Annotated in this window: 17 protein-coding genes; 10 read left to right on the top strand and 7 right to left on the bottom strand. The window is 71.7% G+C overall.

All coding sequences use genetic code 11. The features are described 5' to 3' along the window. The first annotated feature begins 194 nt into the window (after positions 1–194). The 7 genes from pta to N4G70_RS21620 all read left to right on the top strand — a co-directional run bounded on the left by pta (position 195) and on the right by N4G70_RS21620 (position 12023). On the top strand, positions 195–2279 hold the full coding sequence (pta, locus tag N4G70_RS21650; protein ID WP_261714334.1) for a phosphate acetyltransferase: 2085 nt from the start codon (positions 195–197) through the stop codon (positions 2277–2279). Next, positions 2276–3505 carry an acetate kinase gene (locus tag N4G70_RS21645; protein ID WP_261714333.1) on the top strand — a complete coding sequence of 410 codons (1230 nt, stop codon included), beginning with the start codon at positions 2276–2278 and terminating at the stop codon, positions 3503–3505. Before pta ends, N4G70_RS21645 begins: the two co-directional genes overlap by 4 nt. A gap of 106 nt (positions 3506–3611) precedes the next feature. Continuing rightward, complete coding sequence (gene pyk, locus N4G70_RS21640; RefSeq protein ID WP_261714332.1) at positions 3612–5042, top strand: pyruvate kinase; 1431 nt, start codon at positions 3612–3614, stop codon at positions 5040–5042. A 345-nt stretch (positions 5043–5387) separates the two neighbouring features. After that, a complete protein-coding gene (locus N4G70_RS21635) occupies positions 5388–6308 on the top strand; it encodes an FG-GAP-like repeat-containing protein (protein WP_261714331.1) in 921 nt (306 codons plus the stop codon). A gap of 55 nt (positions 6309–6363) precedes the next feature. Beyond that, positions 6364–10194, top strand: a complete 3831-nt coding sequence (locus N4G70_RS21630) for a hypothetical protein (RefSeq protein WP_261714330.1) — start codon at positions 6364–6366, stop codon at positions 10192–10194. A 13-nt stretch (positions 10195–10207) separates the two neighbouring features. Further along, positions 10208–10561: a hypothetical protein gene (locus N4G70_RS21625; protein WP_261714329.1), complete on the top strand. Its 354-nt coding sequence runs from the start codon at positions 10208–10210 to the stop codon at positions 10559–10561. A gap of 220 nt (positions 10562–10781) precedes the next feature. Next, a complete protein-coding gene (locus N4G70_RS21620) occupies positions 10782–12023 on the top strand; it encodes a D-alanyl-D-alanine carboxypeptidase family protein (protein ID WP_261714328.1) in 1242 nt (413 codons plus the stop codon). A 75-nt stretch (positions 12024–12098) separates the two neighbouring features. Here N4G70_RS21620 and N4G70_RS21615 read toward each other — a convergent pair whose 3' ends face one another. The 5 genes from N4G70_RS21615 to N4G70_RS21595 form a co-directional block, all read right to left on the bottom strand. After that, on the bottom strand, positions 12099–13583 hold the full coding sequence (locus tag N4G70_RS21615; RefSeq protein ID WP_261714327.1) for a hypothetical protein: 1485 nt from the start codon (positions 13581–13583) through the stop codon (positions 12099–12101). Between the two features lie 165 nt (positions 13584–13748). Beyond that, positions 13749–15110: a hypothetical protein gene (locus N4G70_RS21610; RefSeq protein WP_399036326.1), complete on the bottom strand. Its 1362-nt coding sequence runs from the start codon at positions 15108–15110 to the stop codon at positions 13749–13751. Next, complete coding sequence (locus N4G70_RS21605; RefSeq protein ID WP_261714325.1) at positions 15100–15600, bottom strand: DUF6114 domain-containing protein; 501 nt, start codon at positions 15598–15600, stop codon at positions 15100–15102. The genes N4G70_RS21610 and N4G70_RS21605 overlap by 11 nt, the downstream gene beginning before the upstream one ends. Positions 15601–15708: 108 nt before the next feature. Continuing rightward, positions 15709–16392, bottom strand: a complete 684-nt coding sequence (locus tag N4G70_RS21600; protein ID WP_261714324.1) for a DUF6230 family protein — start codon at positions 16390–16392, stop codon at positions 15709–15711. 642 nt (positions 16393–17034) lie between these two features. Next, positions 17035–18003, bottom strand: a complete 969-nt coding sequence (locus N4G70_RS21595; RefSeq protein ID WP_261714323.1) for a tetratricopeptide repeat protein — start codon at positions 18001–18003, stop codon at positions 17035–17037. Positions 18004–18300: 297 nt separating this feature from the next. Here N4G70_RS21595 and N4G70_RS21590 point away from each other — a divergent pair, with 297 nt between their 5' ends. Beyond that, entirely contained in the window at positions 18301–18936 is a 636-nt protein-coding gene (locus N4G70_RS21590) for a TetR/AcrR family transcriptional regulator (RefSeq protein ID WP_261714322.1), read from the top strand. Between the two features lie 59 nt (positions 18937–18995). Here the strand turns inward: N4G70_RS21590 and N4G70_RS21585 are convergent, their stop codons facing one another. Together N4G70_RS21585 and N4G70_RS21580 are read right to left on the bottom strand one after the other, a co-directional pair. Continuing rightward, on the bottom strand, positions 18996–19994 hold the full coding sequence (locus N4G70_RS21585) for an SDR family NAD(P)-dependent oxidoreductase (RefSeq protein ID WP_261714321.1): 999 nt from the start codon (positions 19992–19994) through the stop codon (positions 18996–18998). After that, positions 19991–21136 carry a glycosyltransferase gene (locus N4G70_RS21580; RefSeq protein ID WP_261714320.1) on the bottom strand — a complete coding sequence of 382 codons (1146 nt, stop codon included), beginning with the start codon at positions 21134–21136 and terminating at the stop codon, positions 19991–19993. The genes N4G70_RS21585 and N4G70_RS21580 overlap by 4 nt, the downstream gene beginning before the upstream one ends. Positions 21137–21325: 189 nt before the next feature. Between N4G70_RS21580 and N4G70_RS21575 the strand changes: the two genes are divergently transcribed. Beyond that, positions 21326–22021: a response regulator transcription factor gene (locus tag N4G70_RS21575; RefSeq protein WP_261714319.1), complete on the top strand. Its 696-nt coding sequence runs from the start codon at positions 21326–21328 to the stop codon at positions 22019–22021. Further along, the gene (locus tag N4G70_RS21570; protein ID WP_261714318.1) at positions 22018–23433 is read left to right on the top strand and encodes a cell wall metabolism sensor histidine kinase WalK; all 1416 of its coding nucleotides are present in this window, start codon (positions 22018–22020) and stop codon (positions 23431–23433) included. Before N4G70_RS21575 ends, N4G70_RS21570 begins: the two co-directional genes overlap by 4 nt. The last annotated feature ends 53 nt before the right edge of the window (positions 23434–23486 follow it).

The raw sequence follows: 23486 nt of genomic DNA, 5'->3' as shown, positions 1-23486 counted from the left end.
GCAATTCAGATTGTCCCACGCACCATGGGCCACTCGCCCATCCTGCTACTCCGACCATCATGGGGGGCGGGTCCTTGGACCCTGCCTCCGGGCCTTTCGTCCGGCGGGCGTCCTATCCATCCGCAGAGGTATTGTCAAGAGGGCAAGACCGCCCTATCAGGACATTTCCTGCGACGCAGAACAGGAGAGCACGCGTGACGCGCAGCGTGTACGTGACCGGGATCGACCGGGGAGACGGCCGCCAGGTCATCGAGCTGGGAGTCATGGAGCTCCTGACCCGCCAGGTGGACCGGGTGGGCGTCTTCCGCCCCCTGGTGCACGACGGCCCGGACCGCTTGTTCGATCTGCTCCGCGCCCGCTACCGGCTGGCGCAGGACGCGGCCACCGTGTACGGGATGGACTACCACGAGGCGTCCGCGCTCCAGGCGGAGAAGGGTACCGACGAACTCGTCTCGCTGCTCGTCGAGCGTTTCCACCAGGTGGCCCGCGACTACGAGGTGGTCCTGGTCCTCGGCACCGACTTCGCCGACACCCAGCTCCCCGACGAACTGGCGCTCAACGCCCGGCTCGCCAACGAGTTCGGCGCCTCGGTGATACCGGTGGTCGGCGGCAAGGGCCAGACCGCCGAGTCCGTACGGGCCGAGGCGCGCAACGCCCACCGGGCCTACGACGGGCTCGGCTGCGACGTGCTCGCGATGGTGGTGAACCGGGTGGCCCCCGCCGACCGGCAGGAGATCGAGGAGCGCTTGCGGAGCCGGCTCCCGGTGCCCTGCTACGTCCTGCCGGACGAGCCCGCGCTCTCGGCGCCCACCGTCGCCCAGATCACCGCGGCCCTGGGCGGCACGGTGCTGCTCGGCGACGACGCGGGGCTCGCGCGCGACGCCCTCGACTTCGTCTTCGGCGGCGCCATGCTGCCGAACTTCCTGAACGCCCTGACCCCGGGCTGCCTGGTCGTCACCCCCGGCGACCGCGCCGACCTGGTCGTCGGCTCGCTGGCCGCGCACAGCGCCGGAACCCCGCCGATCGCGGGCGTACTGCTCACCCTCGACGAGCGGCCCGGCGAGGCGATCCTGACCCTGGCCGACCGGCTCGCGCCCGGCACCCCGGTGGTGGCGGTGGCCGGCCGGTCCTTCCCGACGGCGGCCGAACTGTTCGCCCTGGAAGGCAAGTTGAACGCGGCCACCCCGCGCAAGGCGGAGACCGCGCTCGGCCTCTTCGAGCGGCACGTGGACACCGCCGACCTGCTGCGCCGGGTCTCGGTGGCCCGCAGCGGCCGGGTCACCCCGATGATGTTCGAGCACGTCCTTCTGGAGCAGGCCCGTGCCGACCGGCGCCGCGTCGTGCTGCCCGAGGGCACCGAGGACCGGGTGCTGCGCGCCGCCGATGTGCTGCTGCGCCGCGACGTGTGCGAGCTGACGCTGCTCGGCGACGTGGAGACCATCCGCAAGAAGGCCGCCGACCTCGGCATCGACGTCACGACGTGCCAGATCATCGACCCGCACACCTCCGAGCTGCGCCAGCGCTTCGCCGAGCGCTACGCCCAGCTGCGCGCCCACAAGGGCGTCACGGTGGAGCTGGCGTACGACGTGGTCGCGGACGTCAACTACTTCGGCACGCTGATGGTCCAGGAGGGCCTGGCCGACGGCATGGTGTCGGGTTCGGTGCACTCCACGGCCGCCACCATCCGCCCCGCCTTCGAGATCATCAAGACCAAGCCGGAGGCCTCGATCGTCTCCTCGGTCTTCTTCATGTGCCTCGCCGACAAGGTGCTCGTGTACGGCGACTGCGCGGTCAACCCGGACCCGAACGCCGAGCAGCTCGCGGACATCGCGGTCCAGGCGGCCGCCACCGCCCGGCAGTTCGGCGTGGACCCGCGGATCGCGATGCTGTCGTACTCGACCGGCACCTCGGGGTCGGGCGCGGACGTCGACAAGGTGCGGGAGGCCACCAAGCTGGTGCGTGAGGCCCGGCCCGATCTGAGGATCGAGGGCCCGATCCAGTACGACGCGGCGGTGGAGCCCTCGGTCGCCGCGACCAAGCTGCCGGATTCGGAGGTGGCCGGGCAGGCGACCGTGCTGATCTTCCCGGACCTCAACACCGGCAACAACACCTACAAGGCCGTGCAGCGCTCGGCCGGCGCCGTGGCCGTGGGTCCGGTGCTCCAGGGTCTGCGCAAGCCGGTCAACGACCTGTCGCGCGGCGCCCTCGTCCAGGACATCGTCAACACCGTCGCCATCACGGCCATCCAGGCCCAGGCGCAGCAGGAGGCCTCCGCATGACCACCGCCAACCAGGGCACCCGCGTCCTCGTGCTCAACTCCGGGTCCTCGTCGGTGAAGTACCAGCTCCTCGACATGCGCGACGCCTCGCGCCTCGCCGTGGGGCTTGTCGAGCGGATCGGTGAGGGGACGTCCCGGCTCAAGCACTCCCCGCTGGCGACCGGGGGCGAGGCCCGCGAGCAGAACGGCCCGATAGCCGATCACGAGGCCGCGCTCAAGGCGGTCGCGGCGGAGCTGGCGGCCGATGGACTGGGCCTGGATTCGCCGGAGTTGGCGGCGATCGGGCACCGGGTGGTGCACGGCGGCCTGAAGTTCAGCGCGCCCACCGTGATCACCGACGAGGTGCTCGCGGAGATCGAGCGCCTGGTGCCGGTGGCTCCGCTGCACAATCCGGCGAACATCACCGGCATCCGGACCGCCCAGGCGCTGCGCCCCGATCTGCCGCAGGTCGCCGTGTTCGACACCGCGTTCCACACGACGATGCCGGAGTCGGCGGCCCGCTACGCGATCGACACCGAGACCGCCGACGCGTACCGCATCCGGCGCTACGGCTTCCACGGCACCTCGCACGCCTATGTGTCGCGGGAGACGGCGCGGCTGCTCGGCAAGGCGCCCGAGGACGTGAACGTGATCGTGCTGCACCTGGGCAACGGGGCGTCGGCCTCGGCGGTGCGCGGCGGCCGGTGCGTCGACACCTCGATGGGGCTCACCCCCCTCGAAGGCCTGGTCATGGGCACTCGTTCCGGTGACATCGACCCGGCGGTCACCTTCCACCTCGAGCGCGTCGCCGGAATGTCGACGGACGACATCGACGTCCTGCTCAACAAGAAGAGCGGCCTGGTGGGGCTGTGCGGCGACAATGACATGCGCGAGATCCGCCGTCGCTGCGACGAGGGCGACGAGAAGGCCCAACTCGCCTTCGACATCTACATTCACCGGCTGAAGAAGTACATAGGCGCCTATTACGCCGTGCTCGGCAAGGTCGACGCGATCGCGTTCACGGCGGGCGTCGGCGAGAACGCGGCCCCGGTGCGTGAGGCGGCGGTCGCGGGTCTTGAGGAGCTGGGCCTGGCGGTGGACGGCGATCTCAACGCCGTACGGTCCGACCGTCCCCGGCTGATCTCCCCGGAGTACGCCAGAGTGGCCGTCGCCGTGGTGCCGACGGACGAGGAGCTGGAAATCGCCCGGCAGACGTATGCGCTGGTATCACCGGCGCTGAATTCCTGAGCGGATTTCCGGTTTGCCTGGACGACACCTGAGCGCCATCCCGCCCATTTGTACATTCCACCAGACGGAATATTCCGCAGCGAAACAAACCGATAGGATCCGCCTTATGCGCCGTTCCAAAATCGTCTGCACACTGGGCCCCGCCGTCGACTCGCACGAGCAGCTCGTCGCTCTGATCGAGGCCGGCATGAGCGTGGCCCGCTTCAACTTCAGCCACGGCTCCCAGGCCGAGCACCAGGCCCGTTACGACCGGGTCCGCAAGGCCGCCGAGGAGACGGGCCGCGCGGTGGGCGTGCTCGCCGACCTCCAGGGCCCGAAGATCCGCCTCGCGAAGTTCGCGGAGGGGCCGGTGGAGCTGGTCCGCGGTGACGAGTTCACCATCACCGCCGAGGACGTCCCGGGCGACAAGTCGATCTGCGGCACCACCTACAAGGGCCTGCCGGGCGACGTCACCAAGGGCGACCCGATCCTGATCAACGACGGCAACGTCGAGCTCAAGGTCATCTCGGTCGAGGGCCCCCGAGTGAAGACCATCGTCATCGAGGGCGGTGTCATCTCCGACCACAAGGGCATCAACCTGCCCGGTGCGGCGGTCAACGTCCCGGCGCTGTCCGAGAAGGACATCGAGGACCTGCGGTTCGCCCTGCGGATGGGCTGCGACCTGGTCGCGCTCTCCTTCGTGCGCGACGCCGACGACGTCAAGGACGTCCACAAGGTCATGGACGAGGTCGGCCGCCGCGTGCCGGTCATCGCCAAGGTCGAGAAGCCGCAGGCCGTCGCCAACATGGAAGGCGTCGTCGCCGCCTTCGACGGTGTGATGGTGGCCCGTGGCGACCTCGCGGTGGAGTACCCCCTGGAGAAGGTCCCGATGGTGCAGAAGCGCCTCGTGGAGCTGTGCCGCCGCAACGCCAAGCCGGTGATCGTCGCGACCCAGATGATGGAGTCGATGATCACCAACTCGCGTCCGACGCGCGCCGAGGCGTCCGACGTCGCCAACGCGATCCTGGACGGTGCGGACGCGGTCATGCTCTCCGCCGAGTCCTCGGTGGGCGCGTACCCGATCGAGACGGTCAAGACGATGTCGAAGATCGTCGAGGCGGCCGAGGAGGAGCTCCTGTCCAAGGGCCTCCAGCCGCTGGTGCCGGGCAAGAAGCCGCGCACCCAGGGCGGTTCGGTGGCCCGCGCCGCCTGCGAGATCGCGGACTTCCTGGACGGCAAGGCGCTGGTCGCCTTCACCAAGTCCGGCGACACGGCCCGGCGCCTGTCCCGCTACCGCACCTGTCAGCCGATCCTCGCGTTCACCACGGACCCGGGCACCCGCAACCAGCTCGCCCTGAGCTGGGGCGTGGAGACCTATGTGGTCCCGCACGTGGACTCCACCGACGCGATGGTCGACCTGGTCGACGCCGAGCTGCTCAAGCTCAAGCGCTACAGCGAGGGCGACATCATGGTCATCACGGCCGGTTCGCCCCCCGGCATCCCCGGCACCACCAACATGGTCCGGGTGCACCACCTCGGCGGCTCCGCGCAGGAGTAGTAGCGGCCCCACCCCCAGGAGGGCGGCACCCCGTCTCGTACGGGTGCCGCCCTCCGGTGCGTCCGGCCCCGGTGGCCACGCCCCCGCCGAAGTTTTTACGGGCGAAAAGCGGAACTTTGCCCGCCAATTTCCCCGCCAACTGCCAAACCGTTACTTCCAGTTGTGCGGGTGAGGTGTAAGGATCGTGTCAGCCCTGGGGGGGCGCCAGGGTTCTCAGACACCTCGCATCGGGCTCGTATGCCCGAGGGGCATCTCTTTGCAGTCTTCTACGGATCAGCCGGGTTCCCCGGCACCGCGCAGCGCGCTTCCTCCGGGCCGGACCATCACCCAGAGGCAGGAAGACACATGCGAAGAGGACTCCTTTCCGCAGCCGGACTCGCCGGGCGCCCGCTGCGCCGGGCGCTGGTGGCGGCCGTGGCGCTGGCCGCCGTCGGCGCGGTGGGCGCGGCCGCGGCCCAGACCGGCCAGGCACCCGCGCAGCCGGCCGCCGCCAGTCAGCAGACGGCATTGGCGGCGCCCGGAGCGGCCACGACGTTCCCGCTGCTCGCCCGCAAGAGCAACGGCCATCTCTACGACTACGAGCCCAAGGGCACCGGCGGCTTCCAGGCCCAGGTGGACCTGGGCGGCGGCTTCGGCGACGCGACCGCGCTGGTCCAGGCGAACGTCTCGGCCGGCGGCACCGGCAACGACCTGTACCACCGTGTGGGCGGCACGCTCTACTACACCGCCGAGGAAGGCGCCGACACCAGGATCATCGGTGGCGGGTGGGACGTCTACAACCTGCTCGTGTCGGCCGGGAACATGGGCGGCAGCGCCGACCCGGACCTGATCGCGCGGGACGCGGCCGGCGCCCTGTGGCTCTACCAGGGCAAGGCCGACGGCACCTTCCAGGCGAAGATCCGCATCGGCAGCGGGGGCTGGAACGGCATGAACCAGCTGGTCGGGCGCGGTGATTACACGGGCGACGGCAAGACCGACCTGCTCGCCCGGGGCACCGACGGGACCCTCTACATCTACCCCGGCACCGGCCAGGCCGTCGCGGACGCCGCGCTCGGCGCGCGGATCACGGTGGGCAAGGGCTGGGAGACGTACAAACAGCTCGTGTCGACCGGCGACAACAACGGTGACGGCAAGGCCGATCTGATCGGCAACGACGCGGCCGGGGCCCTGTGGCTGCTCAAGGGCACCGGCGACCCGAAGGCGCCGTTCGCGGCCCGGGTGCAGATCGGCACCACCGGCTGGGCCGCCTTCGACACCCTCTTCTGACCGGCGCCGCAGCCTTCCTCTCCCCCAACAGACCCAGCAGAACGGCTACTTCGTGATGCGTACCCACGCACCCGGGGCCAGACGCCGCCGACACCTCGGCACCTGGTCGAAACTCCTCGCCTCCACGGCCCTCGCGACCGCGCTGGCCACCACCGTCTCCGGCAGCGGCCTCCAGCCGCCGCTGGACATCCGCGACACCGCCGCGGTCACCGACGTGCCCGCCGGTTTCGACCTCGACGCCGCCGCCAAGGTCCGCCAGGACCAGTGCCGGCTCGACTTCGTCCTGCGCAAGGGCGGCGCCGCGATGAAGTCCGTCGCCCGCGGCGGCCTGAACCGCACCGACGCCGAACTGGCCACCGCCGCCAACCCGCAGTACTGGGAGGGCACCCCGCTCTCGGCCGCGTACAAGAAGGACCACGACGCCGGTTCGGCGAAGATGGACGAGCTGTACGGGCGCAACGACGTCTGGTCGCAGTCCCTCAACCAGGAGCCGCCGCCCGGCTACGCCTCGGTCGCCGCCTTCCAGGACCCGCCCGGCATGCCCGGCGACTCCACGCCGTCGATCTTCACGCAGACCGGCTACTCGGGCTGGATAGCCGACCAGTTCTGGACCGGCGAGAGCGACTTCTACAACGATCTGACCCCGCCGGCCAACAAGGAGGCCGCGGACGCGGTCACCGCGCTCGCCACGTCCCGGTACTACCCGGAGACCAGCGACAACTACTACGACCGTCGCGCCTTCGAGGACATGACGTTCATGCACAAGATGTACGCGGACGACGCGCGCATCTTCCTGCAGAACGGCGGCTTCCCGACCAGCGCGCCCGACCCGGACTCGATGGAGTTCCGGATCGACGTCGAGAACCTCAAGGCGCGCTTCGCCTCGTGCGCGAGCCAGAACCCGCCGGACCCGCACAACGTGCTCGGCCAGGAGCTGGCCACCGCCGCCATCGAATGGCAGGCCGAACTCGCCGGCCAGCGCGGCCAGCGCGACATCATCCTCGGCGCCGAGGCGCAGGCCAACAAGGACCTCCAGATCGCGACCCAGGCCATGGGCGAGTCCCTCGGCCAGTCGCTCATCGCGAGCAGGCTCGCCGACTGGGAGGCGTACTGGCTGAAGGCCGACCCGGCGAAGGCCGGGCTCTCCTACCCGTCGAAGGCCGACTTCGCCAAGGTGAAGGTGGACATCGCCAACGCCAAGGCGCGGGCCACCGGACGGCTCTACGTCGCCTCGCGTGCCTCGCTCGACGCCACGGCGCAGGCCGACAAGGTGGACAAGGCCCAGCAGGCGGCGTACGCGATCGCGGACTCGGCAGGGCTGCCGCGCGGGCGCGGTCTCCTCTACGGCCAGCAGGCCGCCCAGATCACCAAGGCGTCGGCGGCCGCCGCCCTCGCCGCGTCCAAGGCCACCGAGACGGCGTCGAACGCCACCCGCGCCTCGGCCGCCGACAGTAAGACGCTCAACGCCCTGGCGATGACGCAGGCGCACGCCTCGAAGGCGGAGTTCCGCCGCAAGGCCGCCGAGGAGGCCGCGGCCCAGGCCAAGGCCGCCGCCGACGGCGCCGCCCTCCAGGCCAGGCTCGCCGCGGACAACGCCGCCAAGGCGAAGGCCGCCCAGACCAAGGCGGAGGCCGCCGAGACCACCGCCAAGAACGCGGCCGCCGACGCCCACGCCAAGCGGGCCACCGCCGAGGCCGAGCGCGACAAGGCGGCGGCCGAGCGGGCCACCGCCGACAGCCAGCGCGCCAAGGCAGCCGACGCGGAGGCCCGGGCGCAGACCCAGCAGGCCGCGGCGGCCACCGCGCGCCGGAACGCCGAGACGGCGGGCGCCACCGCGAGCGGCAAGCGGGCCGACGCCGAGGCCGCCGAGCTGAAGGCGTTCAACGCGCGCAACGACGCGGCCACCGCCGACCGCAACCGCGATGCCACCACCGCCCGGGCCAAGGCCCTGGAGGCGGCCGCCGCGGCGGCCGAGGGCACCACGGCCGCGACCGAGACCCGACAGGCCGCCACCGAGGCGCGCAGCGCCGCCAACTCGGCGACCAGCGCGGCCACTTCGGCCCGTTCGGCGGCCAATGACGCGGGCACCGCGTCGCAGGCCGCGGACGCCGCCGCCACCCGCGCCGAGGGCGCGGCGGCTCGCTCGCAGGCGGCCGCGGACGGTGCGGCGGCCGACGCCGCCACCACCCGTGCCGCGGTGCTCAAGGCGCACGCCGCCGCGGCCGACGCGATCGCGGCCTCGGAGGCCGCCGCGCAGAACGTGAAGAACGCCCAGGCGCTCGCCGCGGAGGCCGCCAAGCAGGCCGTCACCGCACGGCAGAACGCGACGGCGGCCCGCTCCGAGGCAACTGCCGCGGCCGCCACGGCCGTTCAGACGGCGGGCTTCGCCTACGCCACCGCGCAGGCGGCCACGGCCGCCCGTGACTCGGCGCTCCAGGTCGTCAAGCCCGCCAATGACGCCATCGAGCTGGGCTCCCCGTACAAGGAGACCGACTCCTCGGCGGGCCTCGCCGTGCTGACCGGGCAGGCCGCCAAGTCGGCCGCCGACCAGCAGGCGGCCGTCGCCCAGGCCAAGGCCGACCAGGCCGCGAAGGCGGCCGTCGAGGCCAAGGCGCTCGCCGCCAAGGCCGACGCCGACGCCAAGGCGGCCGCGACCGCCGCCGCCAACGCCGCCGACTCCGCTGCGGCCGCCGCCGTGTCGGTGAAGCAGGCCCAGGCCTCCGCGTCCCAGGCAGCCGCCGCGGCCAAGGCGGCCAAGGCCGCCGAGGCCCACACGGTCGAGTACGACCGCCAGGCCAACGAGGACGCGGTGTTCGCGCAGCAGGCGGCCACCACCGCCGCCACCTCGGCCACCGCGGCACGCGCCTCGGCGACCGACGCCGAGCAGAGCGCGAGCGGCGCCCGGACCGCGGCCACCGCCGCGGAGGGCGACGCCTCCAGTGCCCGCGCGACGGCGACCACCGCCGAGGGCGACGCCACCGCCGCCGAGGAAGCCGCCTCGAACGCGGACGGCTACGCCAAGGACGCGGACGCCTCGGCCGACCATGCCGAGGAGGAGCTCCGCGCGTTCCAGGCCCAGCAGCGCGCGGCGGAACTCGCCGCCAGCAAGGGCGACGGCGGCGGCGGGAACGCCGGAGCCGATCTGACCGGCGACGAGGAGCAGGCGCTGCGCGCGGAGTGCGGGCAGGCCTGTGTGGACGAGTTCCGCAAGGCGCTGGCCGACTCCAACAAGAGCGTCATCGACTGGGTGATCGAGAACGGCGGCCAGGTCCTCCTGGACGTCGTCGGCGTCACCGACGCCAAGCGCTGCTTCTCCTCGGGCGACGTGGAGAGCTGCCTGTGGACGCTGGTCAACGTGGCGAGCCTGGTGGCGATCCTCGGCAAGATCCCGGCGGTCAGCAAGGCGATCGTCAGCATCTCCTCGGGTCTGTCCGACTTCTTCCGCTCCCTGCGGATCGCGGAGCAGACCGTCGAGCGGCTGCGGGCGCTGGTGCGGGCCCGGGTCGTCGCCAGCGCGCACATGGAGATCGGCGAGTTCAAGGAGATCTCCAAGGCCGGCGAGGCGCTGGTCAACATGCGCCGGGCGGTCCAGGCCGGCGGCTACACCTGGCGGTTCAAGACCGGCCACTCGTTCTACCGCGCCCACCCCGGCCCCGGCACGCTCAAGGACTTCCGTCTGACGAGTCTGACGCCGGACGAGGTCGAGAAGGCGATCATCAACGACGTCGTGACCTATCTCGGTCAGGGCGGCAAGCTGCCGAAGGCCGGCCCCGGGGTCCAGGCCCTGACCCGGACCTTCAAGATCGGCAAGGTGGAGGTCGGCTACCGCATCATGCAGATCACCGATGACATCATCGACAGCAGCACCTACTGGCCCGGCCCCTGAGAGGAGTGACCCCGTGCCCGACCTGATCTCCCTGGCCCGCGCCGTCATGGCCGGCGGCCGTCCCGCGGACGCCGAGCCCGGATTCGCCCTGCCCGAGCACGAGTTCGTCCAGGCGGTGAGCTACGCCGACGCGGACGCCATCCGCGAGATGCTGCGGGTGGTCATCGCGGAGGACTGGTCGGGGCTGCCCGTGTGGGCCCGCAACCTGTCCTACCGGATCGCCTGTCTGCAACGTCCCGACGACGCGGACCTGCTCCGGGAGGCCGCGGCCGACCTGTACAACTTCGGCCCCGACTGGGACGACATCGCGGCGGACCTCCAGGCGAGGGCCGACCGCATCGACGGAGGCCCGAAGCCGCGCACATAACGCGACCGGCCCCGCCGAGGACACCGTGGCCCGTACCCCTTCCGGGGGGTGCGGGCCACGCCCGTGTCCGGGGCCGCGCGGCAGTGGGCGGGCGTCGTCCGTGCCCGCCTTCGCGGTCGTGGACGGGCTGAGCGGGGTGGCCGTTCCATGAACAGCACGTGGCAAATTCCACGGCCGGACGCCTCAACCGCGCGACGGCTCCTGAGGTACGTTCACGTCCATGCGTCTTCCCATATCGCCGCAGGTCCGACGCGCACTCGTGGCGCTCACCGCCACCGCGGCCGCCGCGGGCGCCGCCGTCGTCCCCGCGTCGGCGAGCGGGCACCCCGCGACGCCCCCGAAGTCGCCGCCCCCGGGGGCGCCCGGCGCCCCGGCGAAGAAGGAGCCGCCGGCGGGCATGTCGCAGGCGGGCGGCGCCCGGTTGGGGCAGCCGGGCGATCAACTCGGCCCCGGCGCACCGGCGTTGCCGCCGGGCCTGTCCGCGCTGTCCTGGGTGGTGGCGGACGCGGACACCGGCCAGGTGCTCGGGGCGCGCAACGCGCACTGGCCGCTTCCCCCGGCCAGCACCCTGAAGATGCTCTTCGCGGACACCGTGCTGCCGGCGGTACCGCACGACGCGAGCCGCACGGTCAGCGACGAGGACCTCAAGGGCATGGGTGGCGGCAGCAGCGCGGTCGGTATCGTGCCCGGCCAGACGTACAAGGCACCCGACCTGTGGCGCGGGGTGTTCCTGCGCTCGGGCAACGACGCGGTGCATGTGCTGGCGGCGATGAACGGCGGCGTCGGGAAGACGGTGGCCGACATGCAGAGGAAGGCCGAGGAACTCGGCGCCAAGGACACCCATGTGCTGAGCCCGGACGGCTATGACGCGCCGGGCCAGGTCTCGTCCGCGTACGACCTGACGCTGTTCCTGCGCTCGGGTCTGAAGAACCGGGACTTCACGGAGTACTGCGGGACGGCGTCGGCCGACTTCCCCGGCGGCCCCAACACCAAGGGCAAGCCGTTCGGGATCTCCAACACCAACCGCATGCTGTCCGGCATCGACGGGGTGGCCAAGTACCCGGGCCTGATCGGCGGCAAGAACGGCTACACCACCAACGCGGGCAACACCCTGGCCGAGGCGGCCCGGCGGGACGGCCACACCATCCTGGTGACGGTGATGAACCCGCAGGAGAACAAGCACGACAAGGTCTACACCGAGATGCGCCAGCTCCTTGACTGGGGTTTCTCGGCGGCCGGCCGGGCCCAGCCCGTCGGCACCCTCGACACACAGGCGCCGGCCGCCGCCGGGTCCGGCAAAGGCGCTTCGGCGAGCGGCGACGCGGCCGGCCCGGGCGACGACGGCATCGGCACGCTCGGCTGGGCGGGCATCGGCGCGGCGGTGGTCGCGGCCGGCGGCGCGGGCGTACTGGTACTGGGCCGTCGCAGGAGGGTGCGGGCTCAGCGCGGCAGGGGCGTCTGAGCGGATGCCTTCGCGCCGGTCATCCAGCCGTTGACCTGAGCAATCAGGGGGTCTAGGCCGATGCGTCCGCGCCGGTCATCCACCAGTCGATGACGTGAGCGATCGGGGGGTCTGGGCCGATGCCTCCGCGCCGGTCATCCAGTCGATGACCTGGGCGGCCGAGTAGGGACGCCCGTCCGGGCTGAGGTGGTCGAGGAACCCGAGGTCCTGGCCGAGGGTCACCACGGGTGGCTCGACCGCCCCGTCCGGCCTGCGCTGCCCGAGCCCCACGGTCGCGAGCAGCCCGTTGCACAGACACATCCGCCCGGCGGTGTCCACGGCGTCACCGCCCTTGCGGACATACGCGGCGATCGGCTCGGCGGCGCAGCGGTACACGAGGGACCCGTTCGCGGCACGGGCCGGGGTGCGCAGATATCCGAGGTCGCACACGGGCCGCCGGGCCGCGCGCACCGCTTCGTCGGACAGGGTGCCGGGCAGTTCGGCGACCTTGAACGGGAAGGCGGTCGGCGAGGCCCTGGGGTCGTTGCGCACCCGCAGCGTCCCGGCGCGGGCCCGCTCCCGCAGCTCGGTCCGGAGATCGTCCCGCAGCCCCGATTCCTGGCACAGCGCGAACGCGCTGCCGAGCTGGACCCCGACGGCCCCCGCGGCCCGCGCCTCGGCGAGCCGCTCGGGGTGGGCGGCGCCGCCCGCGAGCCAGAACGGGATGCCGAGCGCCGCCACCTTGGCGAGGTCGGGGTGGTCGCGGGGCCCGTAGACGGGCTCCCCCGCACCGTCCAGGGCGAGTTTTCCGCGCGGCGGGGCACTGTGCCCTCCGGCCCGGTGCGTCTCGATGACGAACCCGTCGGGCCGGGTCGCCGGGTCGCGTACGAGGTAGGAGGCGAGGACCGGCAGCGAGACGATGGCCAGCACCTCGGGGCGCCTCAATGGGCCGTATCCATCCGGGAGTTGAGCCATGAGCCCGCCCCGAGGGTCGAACGTATGAGGCAGGGGTTCCTCGTCCCCCTCCACGGTGATGAGGGTGGTGACGGGTTCCGCGCGAGCGAGCCGCGAGGCGAGGGCCGGTATCTGCCCGGGGATGCCCGCGCCGACCAGCACGTGGTCGGCACCGGCGAGGATCGCGCCGAACAGGGCGGGCGCGGTGGCGAGCTCGATCTTGGCCAGGTAGTTGACCCCGACGAGCCCGTCATGCCCTTCCTTGGCGAGCCACACCTCGACGAAGTTGCCGATCACCGTGAGGAGTTGGGCATCCGCGCCCCGCTCGACCCGGAGCCGCGCCATCGCCCGCATCCGCTCACCGGGCGCGACACCGCCCTCGACGAAGTACCGGTCCAGCACGTACGCGGCCGCCTCCGGCACGGGGAAGGCGGCGAGGGCCCGCCGCATGTGGCCGCCCGGATCCCCGAGCTGAAGGCGCCGCGCCAGCACGGCATCGAGCGCGGTCCCCGACACCACCCCGAGCTGCCCCCGCCCCGCCACGGCCCGAGCCAACTCCCACCCGGACACGGCTACGCCCATGCCGCCCTGGATGAGGAGAGGGTGGGGGCGGGCTGTCGTCGGCATACGGGGTCCCTTCTCGGGTCGGCAGAGCGGCCGACCAAAGGCCGGCGGCCACAACCTACGGAACCGTAGGTTGCTCCTTCCGAGTGTGAGCCACCCCCGACCGCGCGAACGCCCGCCGAAGGTCCCCGGAAAAGGGACCTTCGGCGGGCGTTGGCAAGCGCTGGGTTACGTCGTCGGGTTGCCGTCCGTGACGTAGTTGTGCAGACCTGGGACGGTCAGGGTGCCGCCGAACTGGCCGGCCTGACGGATCGTCACGTTGGTGAAGAAGACGATCGGGATGTTCACCGGGGGCGGGGTCTCCGGGCTGAAGACGATCGGAACGATGCCGAGGAGGTTACCCTTCAGCTCCTCCGTGTACATCGTCACGGTGCCGTTGGTGATCGTCGAGGTGGAGCCGGCGCGCGCCACGACATGAGCGGTGGTCGGCTTCCCGTTCACCTCGGGCCCGTAGACCTGCTGGTCCAGGTTGTCGATCTTCACGCCCGTGGCCGTGAACTTGAGGACCTTCTTGGTCGTCTCGCCTGCCTTGACCTCGACGATGCCCTCGTAGTTCAGACCGGTCAGCGTCAGCATCGAGGACTTGAGGATCCACGGCTGACTGGGCAGGACCGGTACGCCACCGTCCAGCTTGGCCGCGGCGAGCGCCTTCGGGTCGGCGGTCGGGCACGGGAAGCGGGGCTTGGCGCCGTCGGGGATGGCGGTGTCCGCCTTGGGGTCCAACCCCTTTGCCGCGTCCGGGAGTTCGGTGACCTTCTGGCCGGCCTCGTCGGCCGCCTTCTTGATCGCCTCTGCCGTCTTGTCGAGCGGAGTGTCGACCGTCTTCGCCGCGGGGCTGGTCGGCTTGGCCGACTTCGACTCCGGCTTGGTCGACGGCTTCGTCGAGGCCTTGGGTGCGGCCGTGCTCGCCGACGGCTTCGGCGCGGGTGGCGTCGAGGTGCTCGGCGTGGGCGTCGGGGTCGACGTGTCGTGAATGCCGAACAGACCCTTGAGCGCGTCGCCCAGACCCAGCGGGTCCAGCGGGTTGGTCTTCTTGGCGGGCGGCGGCGTCGCGGTCTGGGTCGCCGGCGGCTCGGCAGCGGTCGGCTTGGCCGAGGGCTGGGTCACCGGCTTCAGAAGCTTGTCGACGGTGTCCCCGACGGAACCGGTCGCGGTGGGCGTGGGCGTCTTGGTCTTCGCCTTCGCCGCGCCGTCGTCCGACTTCTGGTCGTCCGACGCCGACGGGCTCGGCGACGCCTTGCCCGACGCGCTACTGGACGGGCTCGGCGAGGCCGAGGGGCTGTCCGAGCGGGTCACGCAGGGGCCGGGCGCGAACGGGATGTCCGTCTTGTCGTCGGCCATCGCGAGCTTGGGCGTGAGGGTCATGCCCATCAGGACGGCCGTGGGCATGGCGGCCAGGGCCATCGCCTTGCCGGCAGGCATGTGCCACTTGGTCAGCAGGGACTTCTTGGGGGCGGCGTGCCGCGGCCCTCTTCTTTCCCGCGGGTCGCCGCCTCCGGTCGAGTCCAGCTGCGTCTGGTCACCCCGCACTGTTCCTCCCGCCGTTGGCGTCAACTGTCGTTTCGGTGGCGGCGGTTGCGGTCGGCTCCGGCGAGTTCTCGACCTGTTCCACCTTGTCGCCTCGACGTGGCTTGGTCGGCACCCACGCACAGGCCAGCGCACCGCCGAACAGGGAGAGCAGGAAGCCGATGACGAAGCCGCCGATGTTGGCGATCGGGATGGAGATCAGCGCCAGAAGGATCGCCGCGACGCCGGCGAACGTCCGCACCACACTGTGGAACCACATGGTCAGGCCGAGCGTGACCAGCAGAACGCCGATGATGAGCGAGCCCGCACCGGCCGTGGTCGACATGGCCAGCGTGACGTTCCCGAGGTGCATGTTGGCGTACGGGAAGTACATGATGGGCACGCCACCGGCCATGGTGAGCAGCCCGGCCCAGAACGGCCTGCGGCCCCTCCACGCCCGGAAACGAAGCCGCCAGTAACGGAAGTCGCGGGAACCCGTGGTCTCGGCGCTCATGGAAAACAGCTCCCTGGTACCGCAATTGCTGTGATCTTGAAAAGGTTCCGATGACCGACGGGCTCTGGGGGACACCCGCCGGTCAACGGTTGCTGGCCTAGGCCTTACCTACTGGGCGGCCTTGGGAAGCTCGCACTCGGGGCCGCCCTTGGACAGCCTCAGGCTGAGACCAGGGAGCTTGAAAGTGCCCGCGGTGGTCGCCCACGCGCGCTGCGAGACGTTTTGGAGCTTGGCCACGTCGGCGCGCTGCGCAAAGCCGTACGGGTTGCCGCCTGGCGTCTTTCCGTCAGCACCCGGCTGGATCTTGGTGACGACTTTGCCCGAGGCGTCCCGCTTGCCCTCACCGGCCGCGACGCCGATGTCGATGTTGGTGAACGTCGCGTCGGTGTCGAGCTGCGAGACATCGAGGTAGAGGTTGCTTGCCTCGATCTGTTCCTTCTGGCCCGCACGCAGCGTCATCGTGACGTTGCCAAGACCGAACGGCAGCGGCTGAACGACCGACTGGCACATGTTGGTGATCTTGGCGTCGCTGAACCCGGAGACAACGACCGGGTGCGGCTCGGCGTCCTTGCCTTCCAAGGTCTTGCCGGTCGCGACGCTTCCGTACTGCAGGAGGTTGTTACCTACCAGCTCCTGTGCCGTCACCTTGAAGTCGACACCCGACACACTGAACGACGCCGCCAGCGCGCCCTGCGCAAGGCCGACGCCTATCGCGGCCGTCGCGGCCACGCTCGGCACCATGACCAGAGCGAACCGCTTCCATCTGGTCCCGCCACGTACTTGGGACTCCATGACTTTCCTCCTTCTCGGACGTACATCTCCGGGACGGACCCTCAAGGGCTGTCACGGGATGGGAGAAGTGCTACGTCCTCGGGAAGGGGAGCGCACGGGAGGTCGATCGTGTACGACTCGCGCACCGTCCGACACCGGCGATCACCCCCGAGCGACAACCACTGGCCACGCGTTCGCGCAACCTCTGGACAGGCCCTGCCGGAGAGCAGAGACCCCCCTGTCCACGGCCGGTGTCAACGTCACCGGTCGGCTCGGTGGGGACCCAAGTGGGCGGCAGCGCCGAATGGCTGTCGGGCTGGTGCGTTATTGGACCGAGCGTGGCCGATCGTGGTCCATTCCGGGCCGGGGCACAAGGGGGGTCGTTACTAGCCAGTAACGGCCTGATAACCGAGGTGCGACCGGTCGGCATCGGGCGGGCACTCAGGGTGCCGCCGAGTGACCGGACAGAAGCGGAAATCGCCGCAGAAAAGCGGACGTAAGAAGCGGCTCAACTTACTGCAAGTAACAGCGGCCGCGTTTACCAAGTTTTGGCAAAGCGCGGCCGCCTCTTGTCTCTCTGTCGCCAAATCGCCCGTCGGTTACCCCGCCCGGACGCTCATTCGGTGACAGGTGGATGAACGCTCGACGGCGTTCACGGGAGGGTCAGAAGAGCACCCTCGCCAGGGCGGTTCGGGCCGCCATGACGCGCGGGTCGTCCCCGCCGATCACCTCGAACAGCTCCAGCAGGCGCACCCGTGCGGCCTCGCGATCGTCACCGAACGTGCGCCGCACGGTCTCGACGAGCCGTCCGAAGGCGTCCTCGACATGGCCGCCGACGAGATCCAGGTCGGCCGCGGCGATCTGCGCGGCCACATCGGCCGGCTTCTCGGCGGCTTCCTTGCGGACCTGCTGGGGGTCGAGCGACTGGACGCGCTGGAGCAGTTCGGCCTGCGCGAGGCCGAGCTTGGCCTCGGGGTTGCCGGGGTCGTCGCACAGTACGTTCCGGTACGCCTGGGCCGCGCCGGCCAGATCGCCCGAGTCGAGGGCGACCACGGCCGCTTCGAGCAGGGCGTCGTACGGGCCGACCGGGACCTGCGCCTCGGCGGCGGGGGCCTGGGCGTTCGGGTCGACCGCGATGCCGGTCAGACCGAAGCGCTCCTCGGCGACCAGCACCAACTGGTCGAGCGTCTCGCGGATCTGCGCCTCCGGGGCCGCGCCCTGGAAGAGCGGCAGCGCCTGACCGGCGACGACCGCGAAGACCGCCGGGATCCCCTGGATCCCGAACTGCTGCATCAGCATCTGGTTGGCGTCGACGTCGATCTTGGCAAGGAGCAGACGGCCGTTGTACTCGACGACGAGACGTTCGAGCAGCGGGCCGAGCTGCTTGCAGGGCTCGCACCACTCGGCCCAGAAGTCGATGACGACGGGCACCTCGGAGGAGCGGGTCAGGACGTCGCGTTCGAAGGTGGCCTCGTCGACATCGATGACGAGCGCGGACGGCGTGATGGCCGGGGCCCCGCCCTGCCGGGCGGCCTCGGCTCGGGCCTGCTCCGCCTTGCTCTTGGCCTCGCTGGCCGCCTTCACCGCGGCGAGGTCGACGACGCCGCTCATGGACATGTTCCTAGGCTGCATGCGTACATCCTCCCCCTTCCGCGACGGTGCGTGGTGATCCGGTGGCAGGATCCGTGCCCACCCGCTGCCTCCCGCCGGATTGCGAGGCATCGGGGGCCACGGATCGCGCCGCGGATCTTCTCTTGTGGCGCCCGGGTCCCCACCCCGGCGCCGGTGACATGTGGTTGTCGCTGAAGGCCGCTCAAGGCTTTCGCTACGAGTCGTAGCGTAACTGGTCGCGGGCCCGGCGCGCAGGGTGATCTCGCGCACATAGCGCGCCCCCTGGCGCGATTGCTACCGGCCGGTATGGTCGCCGACATGCCTTCTTCACCCCGCGCCGCGAGACGGCCCTGCACGGGTCGCACCGGTCGGCCCCGCAGCGCCGAGGCCGATGCGGCGATCCTGCTGGCGACTCGCGAGGCGCTGGTCGACCTGGGCTGGTCGAAGCTGACGATGGGGGACGTGGCGACGCGGGCCGGGGTCGCCAAGACGACCCTCTACCGCCGCTGGGCAGGCAAGAACGAACTCGTCGTCGACGCGGTCGCGGTCCTCTTCGACGAGCTCGAACTCCCGGATCTGGGCAGCCTGGTGGCCGATGTGGAGGGTGTGGTCCTCCAGTTCGCGGCGCTCCTGGAACGCCCCGAGACCAAGACCGCGCTCATGGCGGTGGTGGCCGAATCCACCCGGGACGACGCCCTGCGCGGGCGGATCCGCTCGGCCATCGTCGACCGGCAGAAGCGGCTGGTTCTGGTCGGTCGCGAGCGCGCCCAGGCCCGCGGTGAACTCCCCTACGAGACGGACCCGGTGGTCTCCGCCCGTCACACCGACCTCATCTTCGACGTGGTGGCCGGCGCGGTGGTGCACCGGGCGCTGGTCAGCGCGGAACCGGTCGACGAGGAGTGGGCCCGGGAGTTCACCCTGCTGATCTGCTCGGGGCTGGCCGCGACGGCCTGAGCCCCGCCCACCCCCTCGCGTGGGAGCCCTTGGCCTGAGAGCGCTTTCGCCGGCCGCGCTCAGACCTGGTACCGCCCCGGCGCGAACAGGGCCAGGTTCTCCTCCACCCACGCCGACGTCCGCTTCAGGCCTTCCTCCAGGCTCACTTCCGGCTCCCAGCCCGCCCACTCCCGGGCCCGCGCGTTGTCCGAAAGCAGTCGCTCCACCTCGCTGCCCGAAGGGCGCAGACGCGCCGGGTCGACCACGACCGAGGCCTCGCGGCCGGAGGCGGTGATGAGTGCCTGGGCCAGGTCGCCGATGGCTATTTCCCGTCCGCTGCCGAGGTTCACGACCTCGCCGAGCGCCCGGTCGCACTCCGCCACCGCGAGGAAGCCCCGGGCGGTGTCGGTGACGTAGGTGAAGTCGCGGGTCGGGGTGAGCGAGCCGAGCCTGATCTCCCGTACGCCCGCGTGGAGTTGGGCCAGGATCGTCGGGATCACGGCGCGGGCGGACTGGCGCGGGCCGTAGGTGTTGAAGGGGCGCACCACGGTGACCGGGAGCTCGAAGGCGTGCCAGTGCGAGAGCGCCATCATGTCGGCGCCGATCTTGGACGCGGAGTACGGCGACTGCGGCTGGAGGGGGTGCTGCTCGCTGATCGGCGCGGTCAGGGCCGTCCCGTACACCTCGCTGGTGGAGGTGTGGACGAGTCGGCGGACCGTGTGGCGGCGGCAGGCCTCGGCGATGTTCTCGGTGCCGACGACGTTCGTCTGGACGTAGGCGCCCGGGGATTCGTAGCTGTACGGGATGCCGATGAGGGCGGCGAGGTGGAAGACGGTGTCGCAGCCGGCCACGGCGTCCGAGACCCGGCCCGCGTCGCGGACGTCCCCGGAGACCATCTCGACCCGGGGGTGGCCGATGAGGTGGGCGAGGAAGCCCTTCTCGGCGTACGGCTTGTAGTGCACGAACGCCCGGACGTTCGCGCCGAGTTCGACGAGGAGGTCGACCAGCGTCGAGCCGATGAAGCCCTCGGCGCCGGTGACCAGGACGGTGCGGTTCTGCCATGCGGTGGAGGTGCTCATGCTGCGTACTCCCTGGTGTACGAGGTGGGGTAGGAGGCGAGTGCGAGGACGCGGGCGGCCAGCAGTTCGGCGGCGCGGGCGTGGTCGCCGGGGTCGGCGGCGCCGCTCATCGCGGCGAGGCGCGCCGGGTCGGCCAGGAGGGGTTCGATGAGGCCGGCCAGACGGAACGCGGTGGTCTCGGCGTCCGGCACGAGCAGGCCCGCGCCCGCGTCCGAGAGGACCCGCGCGTTGTGGGTCTGGTGGTCGCCGGGCGCGTGCGGATAGGGCACGAGGACGGCGGGCACGCCGGTCGCGGCGAGTTCGGCGACGGTCGCGGAGCCCGCCCGGCACACCACGAGGTCGGCGGCGGCGTACGCGAGGTCCATCCGGTCGAGGTAGGGCACCGCCCGCGCTCCGGGCAGACCACTCAACTGGCACTGGGTGTCGGCTAGTTGGACAGACCCGGTCTTGATGAGGAGGTGGACGTCGGTCCGCTCCCGCCACCGTTCGGCGAGGCCGATCGCCGCCGCGGTGAGCCGGGCCGCGCCCAGACTGCCGCCGTTGACCAGCACGAGCCGCGCGCCGGGCGGCACGCCGAGCACCCGCCGGGCCTCGGTCCGCAGCGCCGTACGGTCGAGCGAGGCGAGCGAGGCGGCGATGGGCATGCCGGTGGTGACGGCGTTCTCGCCGCCCGACAGATGGGCGCGGCTGCGGTCGAAGGCGACCGCGATGTGCGGGGTGAGCCGGGCCGCGAACTGGTTGGCCCGCCCCGGCACCGCGTTGGACTCGTGGATGAGGCTCGGCAGCCCGGCCATCTTCGCGCCGACGATGACGGGCGCGCTCGGGTAGCCGCCCATGCCCACCGCGACCTGGGCGCCCTGCGCCTTGAGGATGGACCGGCACTGCGCGCCCGACTTCAGCAGGGCGGCCGGCAGCAGATACCGCTTGGCGCCCAGCGACGGGTCGAAGGGGATCATGTCGACGGTGTGCAGCCGGTACCCGGCGCCGGGTATGAGCTCGCCCTCCAGGCCCCGGGTCGTACCGACGAAGGAGATCACGGCGTCGGGGACGGCCCGCCGCAGTGCCTCGGCGAGCGCGAGCCCGGGGTAGATGTGCCCTCCGGTGCCGCCCGCCCCGATCACTACTGACAATGGTGTGCGCATGGCACCGAGGTTCACGGGGCGGCTTAAGAGGGTTCTAAGAGCGATGCCTGGCGGCATGGGGCGCCTTATGAAGGTTCCAAGAGCCGCGCTTGGCGTCACGGGGCGCCATAAGAAGGTTCCAAGAGCCGCGCTTGGCGTCACGGGGCGCCATAAGAAGGTTCTAAGAGCCGCGTTTGGCAGGCTTTGCCCATGAGCACCACGCGCGCGGTCAGAATCCTCGTCGTCGACGACGAGCCGGAGGTACGGGCGGCCGTCGAGGACGGCCTCGCGGTGGAGGGGTACGAGGTCCGGGGCGCCCGGGACGGCCTCGCGGCGCTGTCCGAGGTGGCCGCCTGGCGGCCGGACGCGATCGTCCTGGACGTGATGATGCCGGTCCTGGACGGCCTCGGCGTGTGCCGCCAGTTGCGCGCGATGGGCGACCGCACCCCGGTGCTCGTGCTCACCGCGCTCGACTCGGTGAGCGAGCGGGTGGACGGCCTGGAGGCGGGGGCGGACGACTATCTGGTGAAGCCCTTCGCACTGGACGAACTCATCGCCCGCGTACGGGCGTTGCTGCGGCGGGCGGCTCCCGATCCGGCCGAGCCGCAGGAGCTGCGCTACGCCGATCTGGTGGTGGATCCGGTCGCCCACACGGCCCGCAGGGGCGAGCGCCCGATCGACTTCACGCGCACCGAGTTCGCCCTGCTCGAACTCCTGATGCGCAACCCCGGACAGGTCCTGCCGAGGGAGTTGATCCACGAGCTGGTGTGGGGGCGCGACTTCGGTCCGGACTCCAACTCCCTCGCGGTGTACGTGGGTTATCTGCGCCGCAAACTGGAGGCGGCGGGCGAGTCGCGGCTGGTGCACACGGTGCACGGGGTCGGCTACCGGCTGGACGCCTCGTGAGCTCCCGGCGCCGCCTCGGGGCGCGCTGGCGCCGCCACCGCCCGCTGCGCACCCGGCTCGCGGTGGCCGCGTCGGCCGCGGTCGCGCTGGTCGCGGTCGGGGTGTGCGCGGCCGCCTTCTTCGTGATCCGTTTCGAGCTGTACCAGCAGCTCGACCTGAACCTGACCCAGTCGGCGACGCTGACCATCCAGCAGAACCGGGGTGCGGCGCCCGGAGTGCTCGCCGGGGAGTGCCGCTATCTGTCGGCTCCGGCCTGCGCGCAGGTCGTTCCCGCCGACCCGGTGAAGGATCCCGCCAGGCCCTATCTGCTGCCGGTGAGCCCGCCCGTACGCGAGGTCGCCACCGGTGAGCGCAGGCCGTACACCACCAACATCACGCTTCCCGGCGGCGAGCCCGCCCGGATGCTCACCACCACCTTCGGCGGCAGCGGTGCCTCGCTCCAGGTGGCGCTGCGTTCGGACACGGTACGCAAGGGAGTGGCGCAGGCGGCCTGGCTGCTGAGCGGGGTCGGGGCGGCCGGGGTGCTGCTCGCGGCCGCGCTCGGGTACTGGGTGTCGCGCACGGGCCTCGCCCCCGTGGCCCGCCTCACCGCGACGGCCGAACACATCGCGGCCACCCGCGACCCGAGCCATCGCATCGAGCTTCCGCCGGGGCCGCCGCACCGGGAGGACGAGGTGACGCGGCTCGCGGCGTCCTTCAACACGATGCTCGGCGAGCTGGAGCAGTCGGTGACGGCCCAGCGGCGACTGGTCGCCGACGCCTCCCACGAGCTGCGGACGCCGCTGACGGCACTGCGTACCAACGCCGAACTGCTGGCGCGGGGGGACCGGTTGACCGCCGTGCAACGCGAGCGGGCCTCGGCGGCGCTGGGCCGTCAGATCAGGGAGGTGTCGATCCTGGTCAACGACCTCATCGACCTCGCGAGGGACGAGGAGCCGACGCCGCTCCTGGAGGAGGTGCGGCTCGCTCCGCTGCTCGCGCACACCGTGGACACGGCGCGGGCGCACTGGCCGGCGACGCCGTTCCAGCTCGACCTCGTCGACGCCTCGGTGACGCTGCCCGGCGTTCCGGCCCGGCTCGCCCGGCTGATCTCCAACCTCCTGGACAACGCGGCGAAGTTCAGCCCTCCGGGGTCGCCGGTCGAAGTCGCCCTGTCGGGCTCGGAGTTGACGGTACGGGACCACGGGCCCGGCATCGCGGAGGCCGATCTCCCCCATGTCTTCGACCGGTTCTACCGGGCGGAGCGGGCGCGGGCCCTGCCGGGGTCCGGGCTGGGGCTCGCGATGGCCCGGCAGATCGCGCGGGCGCACGGGGCGGAGCTTTCGGCGCATCCCGCGCCAGGGGGTGGGGCGCTGTTCCGGCTGACCCTGGGCCCGCCGCCCACCCACCCACCCGTGACGGGGGTGGGATAGCCCCGGCCCCCTGGGGCTCCGCCCCAGACCCCGCCCGCGCCTGAACGGCGCTC

The sequence above is a fragment of the Streptomyces sp. ASQP_92 genome, assembly GCF_025399895.1.
Lineage (GTDB): Bacteria > Actinomycetota > Actinomycetes > Streptomycetales > Streptomycetaceae > Streptomyces.
The sequence above is the reverse complement of the archived record's forward strand: the minus strand, read 5'-3'. Positions and strand labels throughout refer to the sequence as shown.